Source organism: Paenibacillus amylolyticus (assembly GCF_036894225.1).
GTDB lineage: Bacteria > Bacillota > Bacilli > Paenibacillales > Paenibacillaceae > Paenibacillus > Paenibacillus amylolyticus.
The window spans coordinates 6,453,571-6,475,914 of sequence record NZ_CP145892.1 but is presented as its reverse complement, the minus strand read 5'-3'; the positions used below and the strand labels follow the sequence as shown (position 1 = coordinate 6,475,914).

The 22,344-nt window shown below is 46.8% G+C and carries 18 protein-coding genes; 12 read left to right on the top strand and 6 right to left on the bottom strand.

From position 1 onward, the window contains the following. Positions 1–57: 57 nt before the first annotated feature. The 4 genes from cidR (at position 58) to V6668_RS28475 (ending at position 3,559) form a co-directional block, all read left to right on the top strand. The gene (gene cidR, locus V6668_RS28490; RefSeq protein WP_169479910.1) at positions 58–942 is read left to right on the top strand and encodes a cidABC operon transcriptional activator CidR; all 885 of its coding nucleotides are present in this window, start codon (positions 58–60) and stop codon (positions 940–942) included. A 112-nt stretch (positions 943–1,054) separates the two neighbouring features. Continuing rightward, positions 1,055–1,912 carry a carbon-nitrogen hydrolase family protein gene (locus V6668_RS28485; protein WP_338707253.1) on the top strand — a complete coding sequence of 286 codons (858 nt, stop codon included), beginning with the start codon at positions 1,055–1,057 and terminating at the stop codon, positions 1,910–1,912. 254 nt (positions 1,913–2,166) lie between these two features. Next, positions 2,167–2,841: a GNAT family N-acetyltransferase gene (locus tag V6668_RS28480; protein WP_338707252.1), complete on the top strand. Its 675-nt coding sequence runs from the start codon at positions 2,167–2,169 to the stop codon at positions 2,839–2,841. Positions 2,842–2,887: 46 nt separating this feature from the next. Then, positions 2,888–3,559: a GNAT family N-acetyltransferase gene (locus V6668_RS28475; RefSeq protein ID WP_338707251.1), complete on the top strand. Its 672-nt coding sequence runs from the start codon at positions 2,888–2,890 to the stop codon at positions 3,557–3,559. A gap of 159 nt (positions 3,560–3,718) precedes the next feature. Here the strand turns inward: V6668_RS28475 and V6668_RS28470 are convergent, their stop codons facing one another. Next, entirely contained in the window at positions 3,719–4,576 is an 858-nt protein-coding gene (locus V6668_RS28470) for an alpha/beta hydrolase (protein WP_338707250.1), read from the bottom strand. Between the two features lie 112 nt (positions 4,577–4,688). Here V6668_RS28470 and V6668_RS28465 point away from each other — a divergent pair, with 112 nt between their 5' ends. Next, on the top strand, positions 4,689–5,636 hold the full coding sequence (locus V6668_RS28465) for a LysR family transcriptional regulator (protein WP_338707249.1): 948 nt from the start codon (positions 4,689–4,691) through the stop codon (positions 5,634–5,636). A 184-nt stretch (positions 5,637–5,820) separates the two neighbouring features. On the opposite strand, the gene V6668_RS28460 is transcribed toward V6668_RS28465, so the two are convergent. Together V6668_RS28460 and V6668_RS28455 are read right to left on the bottom strand one after the other, a co-directional pair. Continuing rightward, positions 5,821–7,737, bottom strand: a complete 1,917-nt coding sequence (locus tag V6668_RS28460; RefSeq protein ID WP_422395294.1) for an LTA synthase family protein — start codon at positions 7,735–7,737, stop codon at positions 5,821–5,823. A gap of 231 nt (positions 7,738–7,968) precedes the next feature. Then, a complete protein-coding gene (locus tag V6668_RS28455) occupies positions 7,969–8,466 on the bottom strand; it encodes an antibiotic biosynthesis monooxygenase family protein (protein ID WP_036612926.1) in 498 nt (165 codons plus the stop codon). Positions 8,467–8,603: 137 nt separating this feature from the next. Between V6668_RS28455 and V6668_RS28450 the strand changes: the two genes are divergently transcribed. Then, positions 8,604–10,916 carry an ATP-dependent DNA helicase gene (locus V6668_RS28450; RefSeq protein WP_076253721.1) on the top strand — a complete coding sequence of 771 codons (2,313 nt, stop codon included), beginning with the start codon at positions 8,604–8,606 and terminating at the stop codon, positions 10,914–10,916. Between the two features lie 364 nt (positions 10,917–11,280). After that, entirely contained in the window at positions 11,281–12,762 is a 1,482-nt protein-coding gene (locus V6668_RS28445) for an alpha-amylase (RefSeq protein ID WP_338707246.1), read from the top strand. 137 nt (positions 12,763–12,899) lie between these two features. Here the strand turns inward: V6668_RS28445 and V6668_RS28440 are convergent, their stop codons facing one another. Together V6668_RS28440 and V6668_RS28435 are read right to left on the bottom strand one after the other, a co-directional pair. Continuing rightward, a complete protein-coding gene (locus tag V6668_RS28440; RefSeq protein ID WP_235193718.1) occupies positions 12,900–13,736 on the bottom strand; it encodes an IS3 family transposase in 837 nt (278 codons plus the stop codon). Positions 13,737–13,759: 23 nt separating this feature from the next. Next, a complete protein-coding gene (locus tag V6668_RS28435) occupies positions 13,760–14,080 on the bottom strand; it encodes a transposase (RefSeq protein ID WP_036667891.1) in 321 nt (106 codons plus the stop codon). A gap of 390 nt (positions 14,081–14,470) precedes the next feature. Here V6668_RS28435 and V6668_RS28430 point away from each other — a divergent pair, with 390 nt between their 5' ends. Then, positions 14,471–15,100 carry a hypothetical protein gene (locus V6668_RS28430; protein ID WP_036667889.1) on the top strand — a complete coding sequence of 210 codons (630 nt, stop codon included), beginning with the start codon at positions 14,471–14,473 and terminating at the stop codon, positions 15,098–15,100. Positions 15,101–15,281: 181 nt separating this feature from the next. Here V6668_RS28430 and V6668_RS28425 read toward each other — a convergent pair whose 3' ends face one another. Further along, positions 15,282–16,025 carry an MBL fold metallo-hydrolase gene (locus V6668_RS28425; protein ID WP_036667888.1) on the bottom strand — a complete coding sequence of 248 codons (744 nt, stop codon included), beginning with the start codon at positions 16,023–16,025 and terminating at the stop codon, positions 15,282–15,284. 203 nt (positions 16,026–16,228) lie between these two features. Here V6668_RS28425 and uxaC point away from each other — a divergent pair, with 203 nt between their 5' ends. The 4 genes from uxaC (at position 16,229) to V6668_RS28405 (ending at position 22,203) form a co-directional block, all read left to right on the top strand. Beyond that, the gene (gene uxaC / locus V6668_RS28420; protein WP_036667887.1) at positions 16,229–17,671 is read left to right on the top strand and encodes a glucuronate isomerase; all 1,443 of its coding nucleotides are present in this window, start codon (positions 16,229–16,231) and stop codon (positions 17,669–17,671) included. A gap of 391 nt (positions 17,672–18,062) precedes the next feature. After that, positions 18,063–18,605, top strand: a complete 543-nt coding sequence (locus V6668_RS28415; protein WP_036612904.1) for a MarR family winged helix-turn-helix transcriptional regulator — start codon at positions 18,063–18,065, stop codon at positions 18,603–18,605. Then, positions 18,602–20,329, top strand: a complete 1,728-nt coding sequence (locus tag V6668_RS28410; protein ID WP_036667885.1) for an ABC transporter ATP-binding protein — start codon at positions 18,602–18,604, stop codon at positions 20,327–20,329. The genes V6668_RS28415 and V6668_RS28410 overlap by 4 nt, the downstream gene beginning before the upstream one ends. Next, positions 20,326–22,203, top strand: coding sequence for an ABC transporter ATP-binding protein (locus V6668_RS28405; RefSeq protein WP_253503938.1), 1,878 nt, complete (start codon positions 20,326–20,328; stop codon positions 22,201–22,203). The genes V6668_RS28410 and V6668_RS28405 overlap by 4 nt, the downstream gene beginning before the upstream one ends. Positions 22,204–22,344 lie beyond the last annotated feature (141 nt).

The following is a 22,344-nucleotide window of genomic DNA, read 5'->3' as shown; positions in this document are numbered from 1 at the left end:
AATGCATATTAAGAATGTTTACTATTCCATTTATCTATGAGAGGTGGGAACCAAGCGATGGATATCCGCCATTTGCAATATTTTCTGGAAGTCGCCCGGCAACAAAGCTTCACGAAAGCCGCTGAAGTTCTATATATCACCCAGCCCACCATCAGCAAGACGGTCAAGAGTCTTGAAGAGGAATTGGGTATCACGTTATTGGACCGTTATGGGAAGAAAGTTGAACTAACGGACGCGGGCCATGTGTTTTTTCGGCAGGCACTCGAGATCGAAAAGTCGTTCCGCAGTCTGTCGTCCGAATTGGACGACCTGATGAATTTGAAGAAAGGCCATCTGCGGATCGGCTTGCCACCGATGGTAGGATCAAGCTTTTTCCCCATGATCATTGGCGAATTTCACAAAGCCTACCCGCAGGTGACCATTCAACTGTTCGAGGATGGTGCCAAAAAGGTGGAGGCCGATGTGATTAGCGGTGCACTGGATATTGGCGTTGCCGTACTGCCAACCGTGGATGAGCTGTTGGATCATTTTGTGTTTGTCAAAGAGAAGCTGAACCTGCTCGTACACCCTTCACATCCACTTGCGGAGAAAGAGTCGGTTGCGCTGCATGAACTGGAAAATGACTCATTCGTACTGTTTCGGGAGGATTTTGCGTTGCATGACCGAATTATTGTGGCTTGTCAGCATGCGGGGTTCCAGCCCCGTGTAGTATATGAGAGCTCCCAGTGGGATCTGCTCAGCGCGATGGTTGCTGCCAATTTGGGGGTAGCCTTGCTACCGGAAACGATTTGTCGTGAGGTGGACCATATGCGCGTGCGTATTATACCGGTGGTGGAACCTGTGATTCCATGGCAGCTCGGTATGATCTGGCGGAAGGACCGCTATCTGTCATTTGCCACGAGAGAGTGGATCGGTTTCACACAGTCCATGCTAGGCAATTAAAGGAAGCGATCGGAAGGTTATTCTGTCAGTGTGGTGTCCCGTGTAAATACTCTTTTGTTGACCCCGGAACGTTGTTACAATGGAATCATAATCATGATGGAGGTGTACGAACATGAAACTGCGGGTATCCGCTGTACAATACCAATTGCACACAATCAGCTCGTTTGAGCAGTTCGCCGCTCAGGTTGAGCATTACATACGGACAGCGAGCGAATACGGAACCGAATTTGTGCTGTTCCCGGAATTTTTCACAACGCAATTAATGTCCATTGGGGACGAACAAGGCAATGCGCTGACAATTGAGGATCTACCAAACTTTACGGAGCAATATGAGCAACTGTTTACATCACTTGCTGCTAAGTACGGTATGCACGTCATCGGGGGAACCCACGTCATTCGCCGTGAAGGGAAGCTGTATAATACAGCCCACATGTTCTACCCGGATGGTCGTATCGCGCGCCAGGACAAGATTCACATTACACCAACCGAAGTCCAGGAATGGAACATGGCTCCCGGAGAGGGACTTGAGGTGTTCGACACGGACAAAGGCCGTATTGCGATGCTGACTTGTTACGATATTGAATTTCCGGAAATTGTACGGATGGCCAAAGCCAAAGGCGCAGACGTAATTTTCTGTCCTTCCTGTACGGACGATCGTCACGGATTCTACCGTGTGCGTTATACGAGTCATGCCCGCGCGGTAGAGAATCAGGTGTATGTTGTGTTAACCGGAACAGTGGGTAACCTGCCGACCGTTGATTTCATGCGTGCCAACTATGGACAGGCTGCAATTATTACGCCGAATGATATTCCGTTCCCGCCACGTGGCATTCTGGCCGAGGGTGAGATTAACAACGATATGATCGTGACCGCCGATCTGGATCTGGACTTGTTGTATGAGGTACGTGAACGTGGATCGGTAACGACCTGGCGTGACCGCCGTACTGATCTGTATACCGATTGGGAGTAGGCAACCTTATAGAGGTTGTTCAAAAAGCCCGCTTTTGATTACGAAGGATGCCTAGTGGCATCATCAGCATCGAATATGGAATTCAGCCGAAATGTCCGTTGCTCACGTAGTCTTCCCTACGCTCCGCTACTCCATTTCTAGCTTCATCCCATCTTCTCGGTACTGAAAACCGACCTTTTTGAACACATAATTAAAACCGAAGCGAAACAGAGTAGGGAATTCATTTTGTCAGTGGAAAGGGGTGAACCGGCAACATGTATACCAAAGAAATGCTGATTACCGACCCGGAGCGAAGTGGCAAAAGGGTAAAAGCAGTCGTTCGCAATTATGTTACTGCCGACTTTGAGGAACTCATTCGCATTCAGGCGGAGAGTTTCCCTCCTCCTTATCCGGAAGAACTGCTCTGGAGTCACGAGCAGCTCACCAGTCATGTACAGCATTACCCGGAGGGTGCCATCTGTATTGAAGTCGATGGAGAATTGGCTGGCTCAATGACCTCGCTACGGATGCAGTGGGACCCTGCACATCCAGCAAGTCATACCTGGGCCGAAGTAACGGATGACGGTTATATTCGTAACCACCAGCCGGATGGCAACACGCTGTATATTGTTGATCTCTGTGTTCGTCCAAAGTACCGCAAATGGGGACTGGCTCAGCTTATGATGCAGGCGATGTACCACCTTGTCATCGCTCAGGGGATGGATCGGTTACTTGGTGCTGGTAGAATGCCCGGTTATCATTTGGTTGCAGACCAACTGTCTGCGCAGGAATATCTGGATCAGGTAGCAGCGGGAGAGAGGCGTGACCCGGTGATATCGTTCCTGCTTCGCTGTGGCCGCATGCCTGTTGGTGTGACCGCAGACTATCTGGACGATGAGGAATCCTGCAACTATGCAGCCCTGATGGAGTGGCGGAATCCGTTCAGATAAAGAAATGTTAAATGAAATACATTATCAATCGAGGGGGTATTTATTCATGGAATTCACGCGCATTACATCCATTAAAGATCCATTGTTTGCCCAAATGCACAAGTTGATGCAGGAGATTTTCCCGCGGGAAGAAGTGCTGGACTTCTCCCTATGGGAAGAACCGCTGGAAGATCCGGGTATTCGGGTGTTCGTGGCTGTACATGAGGGACAGGTTGTTGGAGCGACGGAGTACCGTTATTACGAGGACTGGAACGTAGCCATGACGGACTTCACGATTATTGGGCGTGAAGGTCTGGGGATCGGCAGTTTCCTGGCGAATCACCGCAAGCGTGATCTGCAAAAGCTGGCTGCAGCAAACGGGAAAGAATTGTTCGGTATGTTTGCCGAAATCTACAACCCTTATCTGAGTCAGGATCACGAGTTTGGCGGCATCAAGCCGATGGACCCGTATGTGCGTCGCGAAGTGCTGTCCCATCTGGGATATCAGCGTCTGGACTTCCCGTATGTTCATCCATCCTGGCAAGGTGACGGTGAAGCAGTTGGCGGATTGGATCTGTGTTTCATGCCAGGCGATGAGTCGCTTGATGAACTGCCAGCCAGTCTGGTGGCTGATTTCCTGAATCGATATTATGCAGTGCTTCCTAACAAACCACAAGAATGGCTTGCCATGGTAGAGCAATTGACTGCTCGCAAGTCGGTTGCGCTACTGCCATTGTAAACTGGACGGGATAGAACATTAGATCATAGTGGCGTTGCAAGTACCTTGAAGAATGATGACAGATGCAAAAAGCCCGTAGAACAGGCCATTATTGGACCTGCTTTCTACGGGCTTTTTCTATTTAGTTCAAGGTTGAGATTGAGCCAATGTATGATGGGTTTAAAATATTTTCTTTAAGAAGTGGTGAATGAGCTCATGGATCTCTGTCACATGTGTTTCGAGAGCAAAATGCCCAGTATCAAGTAAATGTACTTCTGCAGATGGGATATCACGCTTATAAGCTAAAGCTCCAGCAGGAAGAAAAGCAGGATCATTTTTACCCCATACAGCTAGAAGAGGAGGTTGATAATTGCGGAAATAAGCCTGAAATTCAGGATAAAGATCCACGTTTGTTCTATAATCGAGGATTAAATCCAGTTGGATTTCTTCAGCTTCCGGGCGTGACATGTAGGCAATATCCAGTGAATATCCGTCTGGTGAAACAAGGCTAGCATCAGTTCCATGAAGATACTGAAAGTTACGGATAGTTTCGGGGGTTAAGGAATCACGACATGCTTCACGATTTTCAGGTGTTGGAGAGTGCCAATACTTCTCCCAAGGTCCCCATGCGTCACTAAACCCTTCGACATATGCGTTGCCATTCTGACTAATAATGGCTTGAACTTGTTCCGGGTGAGCCACTGCCAAGCGATAACCGACAGGTGCCCCATAATCAAACACATACATTACATATTTCTTAAGAGCTAATGCTTCAGTGAAACCTTCAATAACTCGAAACAGGCTGTCAAATGTGAAGTCAAACTGACTGCGCGGTGGAGTTGTTGTGCGACCAAACCCAGCAAGATCAGGGGCAATGACACGGTATTGTTCTGCCAGTTTGGGAATAAGGTCGCGAAACATATGACTAGAGGATGGAAACCCGTGTAATAGTAAAATAACTTGGCCATCCTTAGGCCCGGCTTCACGATAAAAAACTTCGACATCTCCAACTTTCTGGTGCTGATAACTAATCTTCATTTTTTACATCTCCTTCTGGATTCATTAAGAAGTCCAATATTATTTCTGTTACTTACTTGTACAACTGGTGATGACGTGTTTTTATTGTATAATTAAACTATTCATTTGAATAATGAATAGATTGAATGCTAGCTATTTTAAATCGAAATACAAAAGGGTGAAAGATATGATAAATTCCTTAGAGGGTCGTTTTTTTCAGGCATTTATTGCTTTGCTTGAAGAGAAGAGTTTCAGCCGAGCTGGGGAGCGCTTAGGTTATGTCCAGTCCACAGTAACAACTCATATTCAACAGCTGGAGAAGATCTGCGGACAAAAGTTGTTTCATCGATTTCCACGAGGGGTGGAACCTACGGAAGCTGGAAAAGTATTTTCCAAATATGCTTATCAGTATGTCCACTTAAGTGAATCCCTTAAAGAAAGTATGAATGATATGAATCAGCCGTGCGGAACAATAAATATTAGACTACAGGAATCCTTTTTTCTTACACGCATGCTTCCATTTGTACAGGAATATACGAGAAACTTTCCAAGCGTAAATTTACGTGTTGAACAAGGGGCGCATCAAGATATTCTAAAAAGTGTGCTGGATTATGCCCTGGATTTTGGCATTGTTCCTCAAAACCCTGAGCGACATGACATTCTCTTTTATCCGATTATGGAAGAGACTATTGTTTTTGTTGCATCTGAGGATTTGGTTCGGAAAGTGGAAAGTGTAGGGGCGCAGATTCTAAATGACGAGGTGTTTATCAGTAACGGCACATCTTGTTTGTATCATACGACTGCTGTAGATGTTCTAAAGAATGAAGGGATTGTGGTTAAGGATGCGTTAGAGCTTTCAAGTCTTGAGATGATCAAGGAACTTGTATGCTGTGGAAAAGGTTTTGCCTTGGTCCCTAAAATAGCGATCAAAAACGAACTAAAGATGGGTAGATTAAAAATTCTTCCTTTTACTTCTAAAATAAGCTTTACGCATGGTCTGATTGTTCATAAAAATCGAGAGCGTAGTTTTACTGCTGAAAGTTTCCAATCGGAACTACTGAAATATTTTAAAGAATATTGATCCATCAGCTCTTGTAGCCTTCTGAAATGGAAAAGGGTTGAATGCCGATTGTGTGTAATTCAAATAACGCACATGTTCATCCTTGCAGGATTGATCATGTACGTTATAGATGTGTAATCTTGAAGAAACTTCAGTACTTGGTGATTCACTATGAAGCTCTTTTTAGAATATTAGAAAAATAAAATCAGTTCGCGTCCTTTCGATCCGGTAGTTGGCTCAAATAACTGTTGGACAAGTGTGCAAGATCCAATGCCCGATCATATTGTTCCTTCGTTATAAACCGTGAAGAAGACTGCCAATTGGGTGTGGCTATAGCTGGAGATTCCTCATCTCCCGAAATCTTCGATATCTCTTCTGAAGGAACACCCGTCTGCTGTTGCCCTTCATCTTGTCTGCCCGCATCAGCTAGGGAATAATGTGTTCCGTCCCCGTATCCTTTCGCCGGAATGAAGAGAGAAGCATCGTTTAGCACCGACCCGGAGGGAAGGTAATAACGTTCGGGTAGCAGATTTCCACCTTCGTGTAACAAATCCTGTCCGAAGTGTAATTGTTCCTTCAGCGATACTCCGGTGAGTCCCGCAATCGTTGGCAGAATGTCCACCTGGCCTCCGATCTGCTCCAGCTGTACACCCGGAGTAGCACCCGGGGCCGAGATAATGAGTGGAATATTAATCATATCTGCTGATGTGTATTCCCGACCATACAACTCTTTCATAAGGACTTTGTCATCCCGATCCAGTGAGTAGATGGGAAGTCCCAGGTGATCCCCGTACAAGACAAACAAGCTATTTTCCCATAATCCCCGTTCTTTCAATCCAGCAATCAACTGTCCAACCGCCTGATCCGCATAATGCTGTGATATCAGATAATTACCGGGCAACGTATCCTTGTAACGCTCTGGCAGCGTCAGCTTCACCTTGTTTTTAGGCAAAGTGTACGGGTGGTGGGCTGACATGGAGATGATATGGGCATAGAAGGGATCACCCGAAGACTGCATGGATTCCAGCTTATCCAGTGTTTTGGAATACAGTACTTCATCCGAGGCCGAAAAGGCGATAGAGTCCTGTGTGCCGAAATAATCAATATCATAATACTGGTCGAATCCAAGTGCCTTGTATAACTGATCCCGATTCCAGAAACGAACATCATTTGTATGGAATGTGGCTGTCTGATATCCGTTTGCTGACATCAGCTTGGGTAGACTCGGCAGAGCTTTATCCGCATATACAGTTGTTGCTGCCCCGTTCGGTGGGGTGTAGAACGATGTGTTCACAACAAATTCTGCATCCGATGTATTTCCCTGTCCCACTTGCTGATAAAAGTTCGGAAAATACAGGCTCTGTCTAGCCAATTGATTCAGATTAGGCGTAATCTCTTGTCCATCTACCTCTAATCCAATCAGAAAGTTCTGAAACGATTCCAACTGGAGCATAATCACGTTGCGTCCGCTCGCGGCACCCTGCTCCACAATTGCAGGAAGTTCGGTCGTTTGTTTCAGCTGGTCGATGTCAGTCTGATCAATGTGAGCGATGGGCACAGGTTTATCAGGTCGATCCAGGATGGTATACGCCTCGTAACCGAGGATGCCCATCTGTTCTGCTTGTGTAAGCTCACTCATGCTGGCCCGATTGGGATAGATGTTGAGCATACACAGGATCATGGAAAGGGTCAGAATGACCGAAGCAACTCGTCTTCTGGCACGTCGTTCAAGCGGAATGCGGTTCGGGCGTTCTGTACTCCCGAGCTTGATCCGGCGACGAATGAGTATCCCCCCGATAATCAGAACGTCTGCAAAAATAAACAAATAATAGGGGTCAAGCAAAGAGAACATGCTGCTCTTGACCGAGGTCACCTGATTCACCTGTGCCAGCGCGTGATAGTTAACGATTACGCCATAGTATTTGTAGTACATGATGGCTGCAAAGAAAATCCCAGAGAGCAGCAAATTCATGGCAAGGTATATCCACATTCGCCGCTTGGCAGCAAACCACTCGATTAGACAGAAGCCGATCCAGATGAGCGGCAATTCGGTCAGCAGTGGTTTCCAGACAGGGATGTCATCAAAGATAACAATCCAGGCCAGTGAACTTTTGATCATCATGATAATGGTAAAGAATATAAACGGTCCGCTTAGAAATCGGGTGAGTGAACTGCGTGACAAGGTACCGCCTTCCCTTCCGAAGTTTCATTTAACAAGTATTATCCTATCTGAGCATGGCTGTGTCAAAAATGAGAGCCTTCTACAATTGACGGCAAAAAACCTCTTCCATGCAGGAAGAGGTTTGAAAAAACATGGGCCATTGCGATAAAAGCCAGATGCGACCCATTTTCGTTATTCTATAGTGTACGTTGTGACGTAAGAAGGTCTGGGGAACATGGTAGGCTTCTGTGCGGTCAGCCCTTCGCTAGTACTGCGGTTACGGTGAGCGTGACTATAAGCTTGGGATTCCTGCCAGCCTTTGAAATGTTCCTCCGACTGCCAGAGTGTAAGTACGACATATGTGTCATCCTTCAGAGGACGAAGCACACGAATACCAACAAAGCCAGGCTCGTCTTCTACCTTGCGGGCACGGTTCTTAAACCGTTCTTCGAAATCGTTACGACCATCCTCTGTGACAGGGATATTGTTGAGAACAGCGTAACCACCGCCAGTCCAGGAGCCTGCGGCATCAAAAGCTTCATATGCGGCTACTTTATCATCAGACTCGATATTCATCAGGCGTTCTGCGGATTCAATAGCCAGACGCACGTGCTCTTCGCTTCGCAAAGTCAGATGCGGGTATGCAGCAAGTGCATCCGGAATCGGTGAAGGAACCAAATAGATATACATAGAAGCTGCCTCCTTATTAAGTACATTCTATCTCAACATAGCATATGGGATTGTGCGAGTCCAATCGGCGGATCAACTGGTTTGAGCACGTCTTTTCATGATAAAGTATAATCACTACAAACAGAACGGGTGATCGTATGACAACAACAATTCGGATATCGGTTAGACCTTTGGTGGAGTATGTGTACCGCAGCGGCAGCATACGTCCAGGGTTCCGTACCAATGCCTCGATGCAGGAGGGAACTCGAATTCATCAGCGGGTACAGAAGGAGTACACGGAAGAGGATCTGAAAGAGATTGTGCTCGAAGCTGAGATTCAACATGGGGATCTGACCTATGTGGTGGAGGGACGATGTGATGGCCTGATCCGGTTGGAGGGTCAGTTGACGGTGGATGAGATCAAATCAACTGCGGGCAATCTGGATGATCTGGGTGAGGGGCTTCCCGTGCATTGGGCGCAGGCCATGATGTATGCCTACATGTACGCCGTTCAGCAAGATGAACCACGTATGCAAGTGCAGTTGACGTATGTGCATTCGGTGACCCATGAAGAAAGACGGTTTCGCCGAATGGCAGAGAGACAGGAACTGGAGCAGTTTGCGGCAGAAGTGATTGCCGGTTATGCGCCATATGCAGAGATGATCGCTGCATATGAAGAAAAGCGTGATATCAGTGTGAAAGAGCTGCCGTTTCCTTTTCGCAAATACAGGGAGGGACAGCGAAAGCTGGCAGGAGCCGTTTACAAAACAATCCGTGAGGGTCAGGGATTGATGGCCAAAGCACCAACAGGCATTGGTAAAACGATGTCTGTACTGTTCCCCACGGTCAAAGCGATTGGCGAAGGCGAAGCAAGCCGATTGTTCTATCTGACCGCGAGGACGACGACACGGGTGGCGGCAGAAGAAGCTTTTGCCCGGATGCAATCGGAAGGATTGAAGATGCATGTGATCAGTCTGACCGCGAAGGACAAGATTTGTTTTAAGGAAGAGGAAGCATGTGATACGGGGCAGTGTGGCATGTGTGAAGGGTATTATGACCGTATTAACGGGGCCGTGCTGGATATGCTGGAACATGAGACATTAATGACACGTCCGGTCATCGAGCAGTATGCGCGCAAACATCGGGTGTGTCCGTTTGAGTTTTCACTGGATGCGGCGTATGCAGCCGATGCGGTGATCTGCGATTATAACTATATTTTCGATCCACGGATCTCTCTGAAAAGAATGTTGGAGGAGCAGAAACGCAAGACGGTGTTACTGGTGGACGAGGCTCATAATCTGGTCGATCGTGGCCGAATGATGTTTTCCGCTGAGCTGGAGAAGGCAGTATTTCTGGATGTGAAAAGAGAGTTCCAGTCGCTGGACAGCAGTGTGCCTGCTGCCAAAGCCATTGTTGACTACACCGGGGCCATTGATAAGTATCTGATTACCCTTCGGAAAAACGGTGGAGAAGAAGGAAAGATCATCCAGCAGGAGGCGCCGGAGGAACTGATTGAACGACTGGAGCCTTTTGTCATGGTCGCGGAGCAATGTCTTGTTGAAGGTGGTTCGGGGAATGCCGAGACGGATCAGCTGCTGTTGGATGCCTACTTCACGGCACAGAATTTCCTGCGTATTGCCAAGCTGTATGATGAACGTTTTATTACGTATGCAGAGTGTGTTCGAAGTGAAGTGAGAGTAAAGTTATTTTGTCTCGATCCTTCGGTACTGCTTCGTCAGACGGCCAAAGGATTCCGCTCGCTCATTCATTTCTCAGCTACATTGTCACCCCTTCGCTATTATCGGGATATGCTGGGTGCAGAGGAAGAGGATTATACATTGCAGATTCCATCGCCATTTCAGCGTGAACAACTGGATGTAAGGCTTCTGCCCTTATCTGTGCGATATAAGGACCGGGAGCAATCCCGGCGCCCCATTGCAGAGATGCTGCAACAGCTGGTAAGTGAATGGCCGCGCAGCAATCTGATGGTCTTCTTCCCTTCCTACCCTTATATGCGCGAGATATATGAGACCTATGCACAGCTTCCAAGTGAAGCGGATACGGTTATACAAAAGCAAGGCATGAACGAACTGGAACGGGAGCAGTTTTTGGATGGTTTCCAACCCAATCCTGAACGAACACGATTGGTATTTGCCGTCATGGGTGGCGTATTCTCTGAGGGTGTCGATCTGCCGGGAGACCGCTTGAATGGCGTCGTTGTGGTAGGCGCGGGGCTGCCGCAGATTGGTCTGGAGAACAACGTATTACGTGATTACTATGATCGGACAGGACGCAACGGATTCAATTATGCCTATATCTTTCCGGGTATGAACAAGGTGCTGCAGGCGGGTGGACGGCTGATTCGGACGGAGGAAGACAGGGGTGTGTTGGTGCTGGTCGACGATCGTTTTATCCAGGAACCGTATCGTTCCCTGCTGCCCGAGGAGTGGCGGGACTATAAACGAATTTGATGAACGAACTACGAATGAAATGATGCATGTATATAAGTTGAACTAATCATTTACACGATAACGGAGAGGACAGAAAAAACCTGAAAAAGCGAAGCGTTCGCCTTTATCCTCGGATTTTCCCCTTCGAAAAAGGGAATCAAAAAATCTGGGGATAACAGCGATTGGAAGGTTATTCTGTCATCGTAGTGTCAGTGTAAATAATCTTTGTTAAGCTTATACAGCATATATTTTTTGATTTTCTTTCCTTTATATGATTGAAGGGTAGGGTGAAAGGGTTATAACTTGGTTAGCAACGAACGAACAACGGCGATTACCCTATCCGTTCCGCGGTCCGCTTCGAAAGCAATCAAGGAGGTCGATTATAATGAAGAGAAATCATACCATGATGCAGTTTTTTGAATGGCACCTGGCTGCAGACGGAGATCATTGGAAGCGACTGGCTGAAATGGCCCCGGAACTGAAAGCCAAAGGCATTGACTCGGTATGGGTGCCACCCGTAACCAAGGCAGTGTCAGCAGAAGATACAGGTTATGGTGTATATGATCTGTACGATCTGGGCGAATTTGATCAAAAGGGTACCGTACGGACCAAATATGGCACCAAGCAGGAACTGGTGGAGGCCATTGCCGAGTGTCAGAAAAACGGCATTGCCGTCTATGTGGATCTGGTTATGAATCACAAGGCCGGAGCAGATGAGACGGAAGTGTTCAAAGTGATCGAGGTTGATCCCAATGATCGAACGAAGGAAATTTCTGAGCCGTTTGAGATTGAGGGCTGGACCAAATTCACATTCCCGGGTCGCGGGGATCAATACTCCTCTTTTAAATGGAACTCTGAACACTTCAACGGCACGGACTTTGATGCCAAGGGAGAACGAACGGGTGTATTCCGCATCGCAGGAGAGAATAAAAAATGGAATGAGAATGTCGATGATGAGTTTGGTAACTATGACTATCTGATGTTCGCCAATATAGATTATAACCACCCGGATGTTCGGCGCGAGATGATCGATTGGGGGAAATGGCTGATCGATACCCTCCAGTGTGGTGGGTTCCGGCTGGATGCGATTAAACATATCAACCATGAATTCATTAAGGAATTCGCAGCAGAGATGATCCGCAAACGCGGTCAGGATTTCTACATCGTAGGCGAGTTCTGGAATTCAAACCTGGATGCATGTCGTGAATTCCTCGATACGGTAGACTATCAGATCGACTTGTTTGACGTGTCTCTTCACTACAAGTTGCATGAGGCTTCGCTTGCAGGTAGAGACTTTGATCTCTCCAAAATTTTTGATGATACCTTGGTTCAGACACATCCTACCCATGCGGTAACTTTTGTAGATAACCATGACTCCCAACCTCATGAAGCGTTGGAATCATGGATTGGAGACTGGTTTAAGCCAAGCGCCTATGCGTTGACGCTAATACGTCGCGATGGTTATCCGGTTGTATTTTACGGGGATTATTATGGCATTGGTGGTCCTGAACCTGTGGATGGCAAAAAAGAGATTTTGGACATTCTGCTGTCTGCCCGTTGCAACAAAGCGTATGGAGAGCAGGAAGATTACTTCGATCACGCCAATACGATTGGCTGGGTACGTCGTGGCGTAGAGGAAATCGAAGGTTCCGGTTGTGCAGTGGTCATCTCCAACGGGGATGACGGTGAGAAGAGAATGTTCATCGGAGAGCATCGTGCTGGTGAAGTCTGGGTGGATCTGACGAAGAGCTGTGATGATCAGATTACCATTGAGGAAGACGGCTGGGCCACCTTCCATGTGTGCGGTGGAGGCGTCTCGGTATGGGCCCTTCCGGAACAGAATGAGGACTGCGCTGACGCTGAGTAACGGCATGTGCCAGGCAATATAAGAAAAGGTACACCCACCGCATAAAAACAGTATATAGATAGATCGTTATCGTTAAACCATCTGAACAGGAGAGCGAGCATTGGTCATACCCCTGTCAAGTAGACAGATGAAAAAAGCTATGCTGCCAGCGCGCATCGATATTCAATCGGTGCGCGCTGTTTGAGTTTGGCTTGAAAGCGTCGGTAGTTGTAATTGTACACGTAATCTTCCACGGCTTGTCGAATCTCGGCTTCTGAATTACACTGGATAAGGTACAGCTTCTCTGTTTTGAGATGCGAAAAGAAAGATTCGATGCATGCGTTATCCAGGCAGGTTGCTTTGCGAGAGTGGCTGCCTTTGACGCCGAATGCTTCTAATCGTGAGTTGTACACCTGAGACGTGTATTGGAAGCCCTGATCCGAATGGAGCACGGCTTCCGAAACGTCTCTTTTTTGTGTCCATTGTTCCACCGTATCCAATACGAGCTGAACATCGTTCCGTTTAGATAATTGCCAAGCGACAATTTCGTTGTTGAACAAGTCTTGAATCACAGACAGGTAAACGAATGTGTTTCCATCCGAAATATAAGTTATATCCGTCACCATTTTTTGCTGAGGTGCTGTGGCATGAAATTTGCGCTTTAGGCGATTCGGATAAATCACAGATGGCGTATAGCTGGACTTCTTCCGCTTCTTGCGAATTACCGATTGGATCGATAGTTCCCGCATGATTCGCCATACTTTCTTGTGATTAACGTTCAGACCAGACTCCCAGAGCGCCGTTGTCATGCGAGGATAACCAAACTCTCGATTTGCAAAATGAATAGCCATCATGTGCTCTTTGATCTCACGCTCACGGTCTTGTCTTGCGTCTCGCTGTGGCTGTGTTGCTCGCCATTTGTAGTAACTGGAACGGGGTATTCCTGTAATCGATAATAGGCGTGTAATGCCATGCGAGCAACGCAATTCGTCTATGATATCGTAGTTCTCCCGTTGGCTCAGTGCTTCTCCTTTACTAGATTTGGATACCGCTTTTTTAAATAATCTACCTGTGCTTGAAGGTAGTCCCGTTCCTCTTCTACACTGCTAAAGGCAGTACGAAGCCGTCCTTTCAGTGGATTCGGAACATTGTTTTTTCGCTCATCGAATGCTTCCCCGTTTTTCCATTTTTTTACCCACACCTTCAGTTGTGAACAGTTTCGAATTCCTTCGCGATCAGCGACCACCTTGTAACTTGAAGAACCTTCGACATAGGATCTAACAGCATTCAATTTAAATTCTTCGGTATACGTGTGAAATGTTTGTCCTTTTTTGGCCATAAAAATATCCCCTCCAAGTGTCACTTGAACCCTCATGATAACATGAAGGTTTTTTCAAGTGTCTACTTAAAGGGGATAATACCACATACCTGTGTTCAGGTGGTTTTTTTGCATTTATCTAGGTACAACTAAAACTCCATCCTAACGAACCGAGGGCACCTTATTTGCACTGAATTAGCGTTATTGGAATTCTAACGAATCTCAGTAACCTGTCCCGCCATACGCAAACGAATCACTGCTACAATTAAAAACATGAAATGAGAAAGAAACAGTTCGGTCCCACATCTTAATACATGGTACAATAATCCAAATATGGAGTGTTAGAAAACAAAATGAGAGAACGTAATAAGCGATATTCTTTGCAGAAGATTGGAGAAGAGGAGGGATGGCATGAGCCCCAAAAGAGAGATGAACCGTTTCTTCCCGTTGGTCATGTACCTATGTGTAATAGCCGTGTGTCTGGGGGCTTGCAGTTTGGGACCAAACCAGGGGCCAGCGGGTGAACCGAAGCGAACCGATGAGTATACGTTGAATTCGGAGCGAAGAGATTTGAATGAGCGGGTTACGAAGAACCTTGAGTCTTTTCAGACGAACTCGCCAGATGATTATAATTTGACAGCAACGGTGGATGTGAGTCATCAATCCGGAGTTGATCGGATTACTTATGAGATTTTGGTGAATGAGGCTCGGGTGCCCATGGTTAATGTCATTCAGTCCTTCACCCTCGATACCAACATGATAAATCGAATAAATGCTGGAGAGTTATTTCATTCCAATGTGAGCAATACACACGAGATTAGTTTAGAGTCTGACAAGGAACCGCTTGGATTGAGTTTGAGCAGAAGTTACGTCTTGAAACCAAAGGCGGAGATCGACAGCAATATCCTCCAGCGTTATGCAGATATGTATATCAAAATTTCCTATGGCCCAAATGATCAGCGAACGGAAGATTATTTTCATGTTCAGGCCGAGCCGTCTCCAAGGACGATTGAGTATATGAAGTCATTGGAGAGAGATTAGATTAATAGAAAGGCAGCATCCGCCAGTTCCGTATGAGGAATCTGAGTAGACGCTGCCGGTTATCTATTTGAGATAGTAAGGTTATTACTTTTCAAAATACTGATTCATCGTATCCCACATTCGATTGAACTCACTTCGTTCCATTGAAAATGCTCCAGGCTTTTCGGGTTTGTGGTTTTACCTACTCCAGTTCAAATGATTCCAACGTGCCAACCATCCGCAGATCATGCTCGCGGTTGAATTGTTTCCGTTTGTCCGCATCCGCGTACTCGTCATGATAATGCATCAGTACGGTTTTCTGTCTCACTTCGGCAGGCAGTTGTTCCAAATCATTCAGTGAAGTGTGTGACTTGATCACCAGATCGTGCATATGACATTCATGGAAAATCAGCTGCACATCAGCGGCAACTTGCTCCACCCGTTCCTGGTCGAGTGTACTGTCAGCACTGTAATAGAAGTAAGGTTTGGCGAGTAGCCCATTGCTGACCATACCGGGAACATGCTGTGTCCGAAACGTCTCAAACGTCACGCCGCCCAGTTCAAATGTGCCTCCATCTGGCAGGGGGACGACATCGTAGTAATCGCTCATGGTACGTTCACCATCCGTTGTGTAGCGCATGCCGGGGGATAGAATGTTCCAGAGCGGATCTACCAATTGTTCGTGGATGAACAGACGGGGTTTGCGGTCGCCTACGATCTGTGCGTAATAACCTAGCATCTGTACACCATTAATATGATCTTCATGTAGATGCGTAATGAACACGTTGTGGATATCGGTCATGGCGAATCCATATTCCTTGAGTGCTTTAGCATTTGATTCTGGAAAATCAATGACAAGATGCGTGTCTCCGAATTCAGCCAACATACTATTGTGGTGCTGCTCCACGCTGAACATATCTCCAGTGCCGAGAAAAGTGATTTTCAATTCATTTCATCTCCTTGTGTGATCTTCAGATCAGCATCCTTGCGTTAAATCCAGTATACCTTGTTCCCGAATATATGCCTAAATCAACCTTTTTCGATAACGCTATCATTTTATATTGAACTTTGATGATAAACAGTGTAGCGTAAAGATGGGAAGTGAACCCATATGAACGTAAACTCACCTAAAGGGAGCGTGCGAGGCGAATGAAATCTTTTCTGGATGAACAATTTTTGCTGCACAATGAAACGGCGATCAAGTTATATGAGGATTATGCCAAAGACATGCCCATTATTGATTATCATTGCCACCTCAGTCCTCAGGAGATCTACGAGAACAAAACCTTTGGCAATCTTACAGAGGCTTGGTTATACGGTGATCACTATAAGTGGCGGCTCATGCGCGCAAACGGAATTGAAGAGCAATATGTGACCGGCGGCGAGGGAGTAACCGATTACGATCGTTTCATGGCTTATGCCAAAACGGTACCGATGATGATTGGTAATCCACTGTACGCCTGGTCTCATCTGGAATTACAGCGATATTTCGGCGTCTACGAAGTATTGAATGAGACAAGCGCACCGGCCATCTGGGAAAAAGTAAATGCCAAACTGAACAGTGACGGATTCGGTGCACGCGATCTGATTACCAAATCCAATGTCACTGTTGTGTGCACAACCGATGATCCAACGGATTCTCTGGAGTATCATCTGAAAATTCAGGAAATCGAAGGCTTTGATACGGCGGTATTACCTTCTTTCCGCCCGGATAAAGGCTTGGAATTGAACCGGGATACCTTCGTGGAATGGGTGGGCAAGCTGTCGCAGGCATCTGGCACTGCCATTTCAGATTATGAATCCTTCCTTGCTGCGCTGGAGTCACGTGTGGAATTTTTCCATTCCGTCGGCGGCAGAGTCTCTGACCATGCACTTGATTATGTTCCTTACGGCGTGGCTACACGCGAAGAAGCAGCTGCCATCTTTGCAAAGGTACTTGCGGGTCAGAAGGTAACTCGTGAGGAAGAGGACAAGTACAAGACGGTAACGCTGACGTTCCTTGGCAAACTGTATGCAGATCGGGGCTGGGTGATGCAGTTCCACATTAATGCAGCCCGTAACAACAACACACGGATGTTTGCCAAACTTGGGCCGGATACTGGTTACGATGCCGTGAATGATACGCCGCTTTCCGCAGCGATGATTGGATTGCTCGACGCGTTGGAGCAGCAACAAGCACTGCCCAAAACGATTCTGTATTCTCTGAATCCAAGGGACAACGAAGTGCTCGCGGCGATCATCGGCAGCTTCCAGGGCGGGGGCATTCCGGGCAAAATCCAGCTTGGTGCCGCCTGGTGGTTCAATGATACGAAGGATGGCATGCTCGCTCAGATGAAAGCCTTGGCGAATGTTGGTCTGCTTAGCCGTTTTGTTGGCATGCTGACCGATTCACGCAGCTTCCTGTCCTACACCCGGCATGAGTATTTCCGTCGTCTGGTCTGCAACCTAATTGGTGAATGGGCCGAACAAGGGGAGGCACCGCAGGATATGGATCTGCTTGGTCAGATCGTACAGGGTATTGCCTACAACAATGCAAAAGAGTATTTCCCGTTTGCCTCAGTGCCTAAAACAGTCTCTGCTTCACAGTCCTGATAAGTAACAAACGCACCTAATCATGCAATAAGAAGATTCTTTTGTGTCTACTTTTCAATCGTAATAAAATGCTCCCCTTCCTTACCTCCGGGCCATCATCCACCGGAGTAATGAACGGGAGTTTCTTTATAAGTTGAATTCATGGAATTGTACATAATAACTATAGTGGGCTCCAATGGAGGCCATATGACAAAACCCATAATCAAGCGCGTGTATGCTCTTGGTTATGGGTTTATGTTGGTTATTTTTAGATGTTTGACAATGGCTTCTTGCGATAATATACTTAGTAAACCTAATTAATTGTGCATCTATTTAATTGTATTACTATTTAATAGATGTCCTATGATGTTGGATGTCTATGGAATGATAAAGAAAGAAGGAGGGACCCATTATGACAGGTATAGATCCGGTCGCTCAGAAGCTTTTGTACTCCATTATGCAGTTTAATAAAGGCAAATGGAGGCAACATAAACCTCATGGGCGCAATCACAATGAAATTATGGTGCTGGGTTGTTTACTCCACGGGATGCATCCGGGAGAACAATTGAACTGGCAGGACAATCCGCCTGATTTCAATGACACGATCGAATCCAATCACCCCGGGATGAAAGTCTCGGAAATCAGCGCATTGCTACGAGTGAAGTCACCGACCATTACACCTGTTATTCGTGGCCTTGAAGATGAGGGGCTGGTCAAACGGACGATGGACCCGGAGGATCGCCGTGCTGTCCGCATCACGATTACTGAAGCAGGTCGTGAAATTATTCGGGCTGCTCACCAAGAACGCATGGAAATATTCAATAAATTAGTTGAGCATTTGGGTGAGCAAGACAGTACTCAGCTGGCTGAGTTGTTGACCAAGGTATACACCTTTTTTGATACATTAACTTCCTTACAAAAGGATGATTCGACAAGAGGAGATGATAAGCCATGATGAAACTGTTTCGCATGCTGAAGCCATACCAAATTCCGATTATTTTTATTCTGGTGTTGGTACTGTTTCAGTCGCTTGCTGAATTGTACCTGCCTACGTTAATGGCAGATATTGTGAATGACGGCATCATTAAAGGGGATATCCCGTATATCTGGCAGATTGGTGGATGGATGTTGGTCATCGCGATTGGCGGAACAGCGTGTTCGGTGATTGCCAGTTATCTCTCATCTCGAACAGCGGGTGGATTTGCCAAACAACTGCGTAGCAGAGTATTCCGCCATGTGGAGAACTTCTCTCTCCAAGAGTTCGATAAGATGGGTACTGCTTCGCTGATTACGCGTACGACGAATGACATCACACAGGTACAGAATGTACTTACAATGATGCTGCGCATGATGATTATGGCTCCGCTCATGTGTATCGGGGGTATCTTCATGGCGGTATCTCAGGACGCCAAATTATCTACGATTTTCCTGGTCGTGCTTCCGGTACTGGGTGGAGCTATTGCGCTGATTGGCGCCAAGGGTTTACCTTTGTTCAAAACCATTCAGAAAAAGCTGGACCGTCTCAATCTGGTGCTGCGTGAGCAGTTAACAGGGATTCGGGTTGTTCGTTCCTTTAACCGTGGGGAGCATGAGAAAGTGCGCTTTAACGGGGCCAATACAGAACTGAGAGATTCATCGATCAAAGTTAATGTGCTCATGGCGACCATCATGCCTGTGATGATGCTGGTTATGAACTTTTCGATGATTGCCATCCTTTATTTTGGTGGAATGCGGATCGACACTGGTAATATGAACATCGGTGCATTGATTGCCTTCATCCAATATGCAATGCAGATCATGTTCTCACTTATTATGGTTTCGATGATCTTTGTCATGATTCCAAGAGCTTCAGCATCGGCAGAACGGATTAACGAAGTGCTTGATATGCAGCCGGATCTTAGCAATCCCGAGCAACCTCGTGGTATGAAATCCATGCAGGGTATGATTGAGTTTGACAATGTAACTTTCCGTTATCCGGGCGCAGAGAATCCAGCTTTGTCCAATATCTCCTTCACAGCTCGCTCAGGTGAGACAACAGCCATTATCGGTGGTACGGGTTCTGGGAAATCGACATTGCTCAGCCTTATTCCACGATTTTATGATGTGACCGAAGGCAGTGTTCGGGTAAATGGTACGGATGTGCGTGAAATTCGGCAGGAAGATCTGCGTGCCAAAATTGGATTTGTACCACAAAAGGCAGTCCTCTTTACGGGTACGATTACGGAGAATATTCGTCACGGGAAAGACGATGCCACAATGGATGAAGTTGTTCATGCGGCCCGTACAGCTCAGGCGGAGAACTTCATTACCGAGATGAAAGAGGGATATGACAGCCTTATCGCACAAGGTGGTAACAACGTATCTGGTGGACAAAAGCAACGTCTGTCTATCGCTCGCGCACTTGTTCGCCGGCCGGAAGTTTATATCTTTGATGACAGTTTCTCTGCTCTCGATTTCAAAACGGATGCTAAACTTCGTGCTGCACTGAAGTCCGAAACGACAGAAGCGGCTGTGCTAATTGTTGCACAACGCGTAAGTACAGTAATGGATGCCGATCGCATTCTGGTAATGGATGAGGGCCGAATTGTCGGTTCAGGAACACATAAAGAGCTGCTGGAGCACAATGAAGTGTATCGCGAGATTGTATCCTCCCAGCTGACAGAGGAGGAGATCGCATGAGTGAACGTACAGAACGTAAGTCGCCTCGTCCCCATGGTGGGCCGGGTCCAGGTCCCGGAATGGGCATGCGACCTCCCGCTGAGAAAGCAAAAGATTTCAAAGGCACACTGCGTCGCTTGATTCGTTATCTCCAGCCCCATAGTTCTCGTCTGCTAGGTGTGCTGGTTGCAGCCATTTTGAGTACCGTATTCAGCATCATCAGTCCAAAAGTTATGGCCGAAGGAACGGATATTCTCAGTAAAGGCGCCATCGCCATCCTTCAGGGTGTACAGGGAGCCGGGATTGATTTTCCTGCATTGATGAAAGTGTTATACCTGCTTGGCGGACTCTATCTGTTCAGTGCTGCATTTATGTATGTTCAGCAATACCTGATGGCCGGTGTGGCCCAGCGTGTTGTGTATGACATGCGTGAGCAGATCAGTGCGAAGGTTGGACGTCTTCCTTTGAAATATTTTGACTCCCGCACAACCGGGGAGACACTTAGCCGTGCCACGAATGACGTGGACAATATCAGTAATACACTTCAGCAAAGTTTGGCACAGTTCATTACGTCCATCGTCACAATTGTCGGCGTAATTATCATGATGCTGACGATTAGTCCATGGATGACGCTGATCACGATTTTGACGTTGCCACTCAGTGTAGTTGTTGTCATGCTGGTTGCATCTCGTTCGCAAAAACACTTTGCGGGTCAACAGAAATCCCTTGGGGAACTGAATGGTCATGTCGAAGAGATGTACACGGGACACAAGGTCGTCAAAGCATTTGGACGCGAAGAACAATCCGTACAGCAATTTGAGAAGGTCAATGAAGAACTGTATGAATCCGGCTGGAAAGCCCAGTTTATCTCGGGTATTATTATGCCGCTCATGAGTTTCGTGGGTAACTTGGGTTATGTGCTGATCTGTGTGGTTGGTGGGATTTTTGTTACACGCGGATCGATCTCTATCGGGGATATTCTGGCCTTCACACAGTACTCCCGTCAATTCACACAACCGATTAACCAGATTGCAAATATCTCCAATATCATTCAATCAACGATTGCTTCGGCAGAACGAGTATTCGAGTTGCTGGATGAAGAGGAAGAAGTTCCGGAGTCCAAACAACCCGTGCAACTACAGCAGCCTAAAGGTGCGGTTGCATTCCAAGGTGTTAATTTTGGATATAAAGAAAATGAACTGCTCATTCATAACATGAATATTGATGTAAAACCGGGACAGACGGTAGCCATTGTTGGACCAACGGGAGCCGGTAAAACCACCCTGATCAACCTGTTAATGCGTTTCTACGAAATTCAGGATGGTCGGATTACGATTGACGGTTCAGACATTAAGGACATGGAGCGTGGTAAGCTGCGCAGTCTGTTCGGCATGGTGCTTCAGGATACCTGGTTGTTCAACGGAACGATTCGGGACAACATCGCCTATGGTCGAGAAGGTTCTACGGAAGACGATGTAATCAAGGCAGCCGTTGCGGCACATGCGGATCACTTTATCCGTACACTGCCTGATGGTTATGATACGGTGCTGAATGAAGAGGCGTCGAACATCTCTCAAGGGCAGAAACAGTTGCTGACCATTGCAAGAGCGATTCTGGCGAACCCGGCCATCCTTATTCTGGATGAAGCGACGAGTAGCGTGGATACACGGACCGAAGTATTTATCCAGAAAGCAATGAATGATCTGATGAAAGATCGCACGAGCTTTGTCATTGCACACCGTTTGTCTACCATTCGCGGCGCTGATCTGATCCTGGTTATGGATCATGGTAACGTGATTGAACAGGGTAATCATGATGAATTGATGGCAAGTCAGGGCTTCTACGCCGATCTGTACAATAGTCAGTTTGCGGAGCAACAACCGCAGGCGATCTGATTACACTGTAACTAACTAGAATAGCCGGGAGCACTCTTAGGGGTGCTCCCGGCTATTTGTCGTGTATCCAGAGGAGTCGATTCTAATGTGGAGCAGATTGGATTCGTTTGGATACGATGGATCTATAAGGTATGAAGGAAC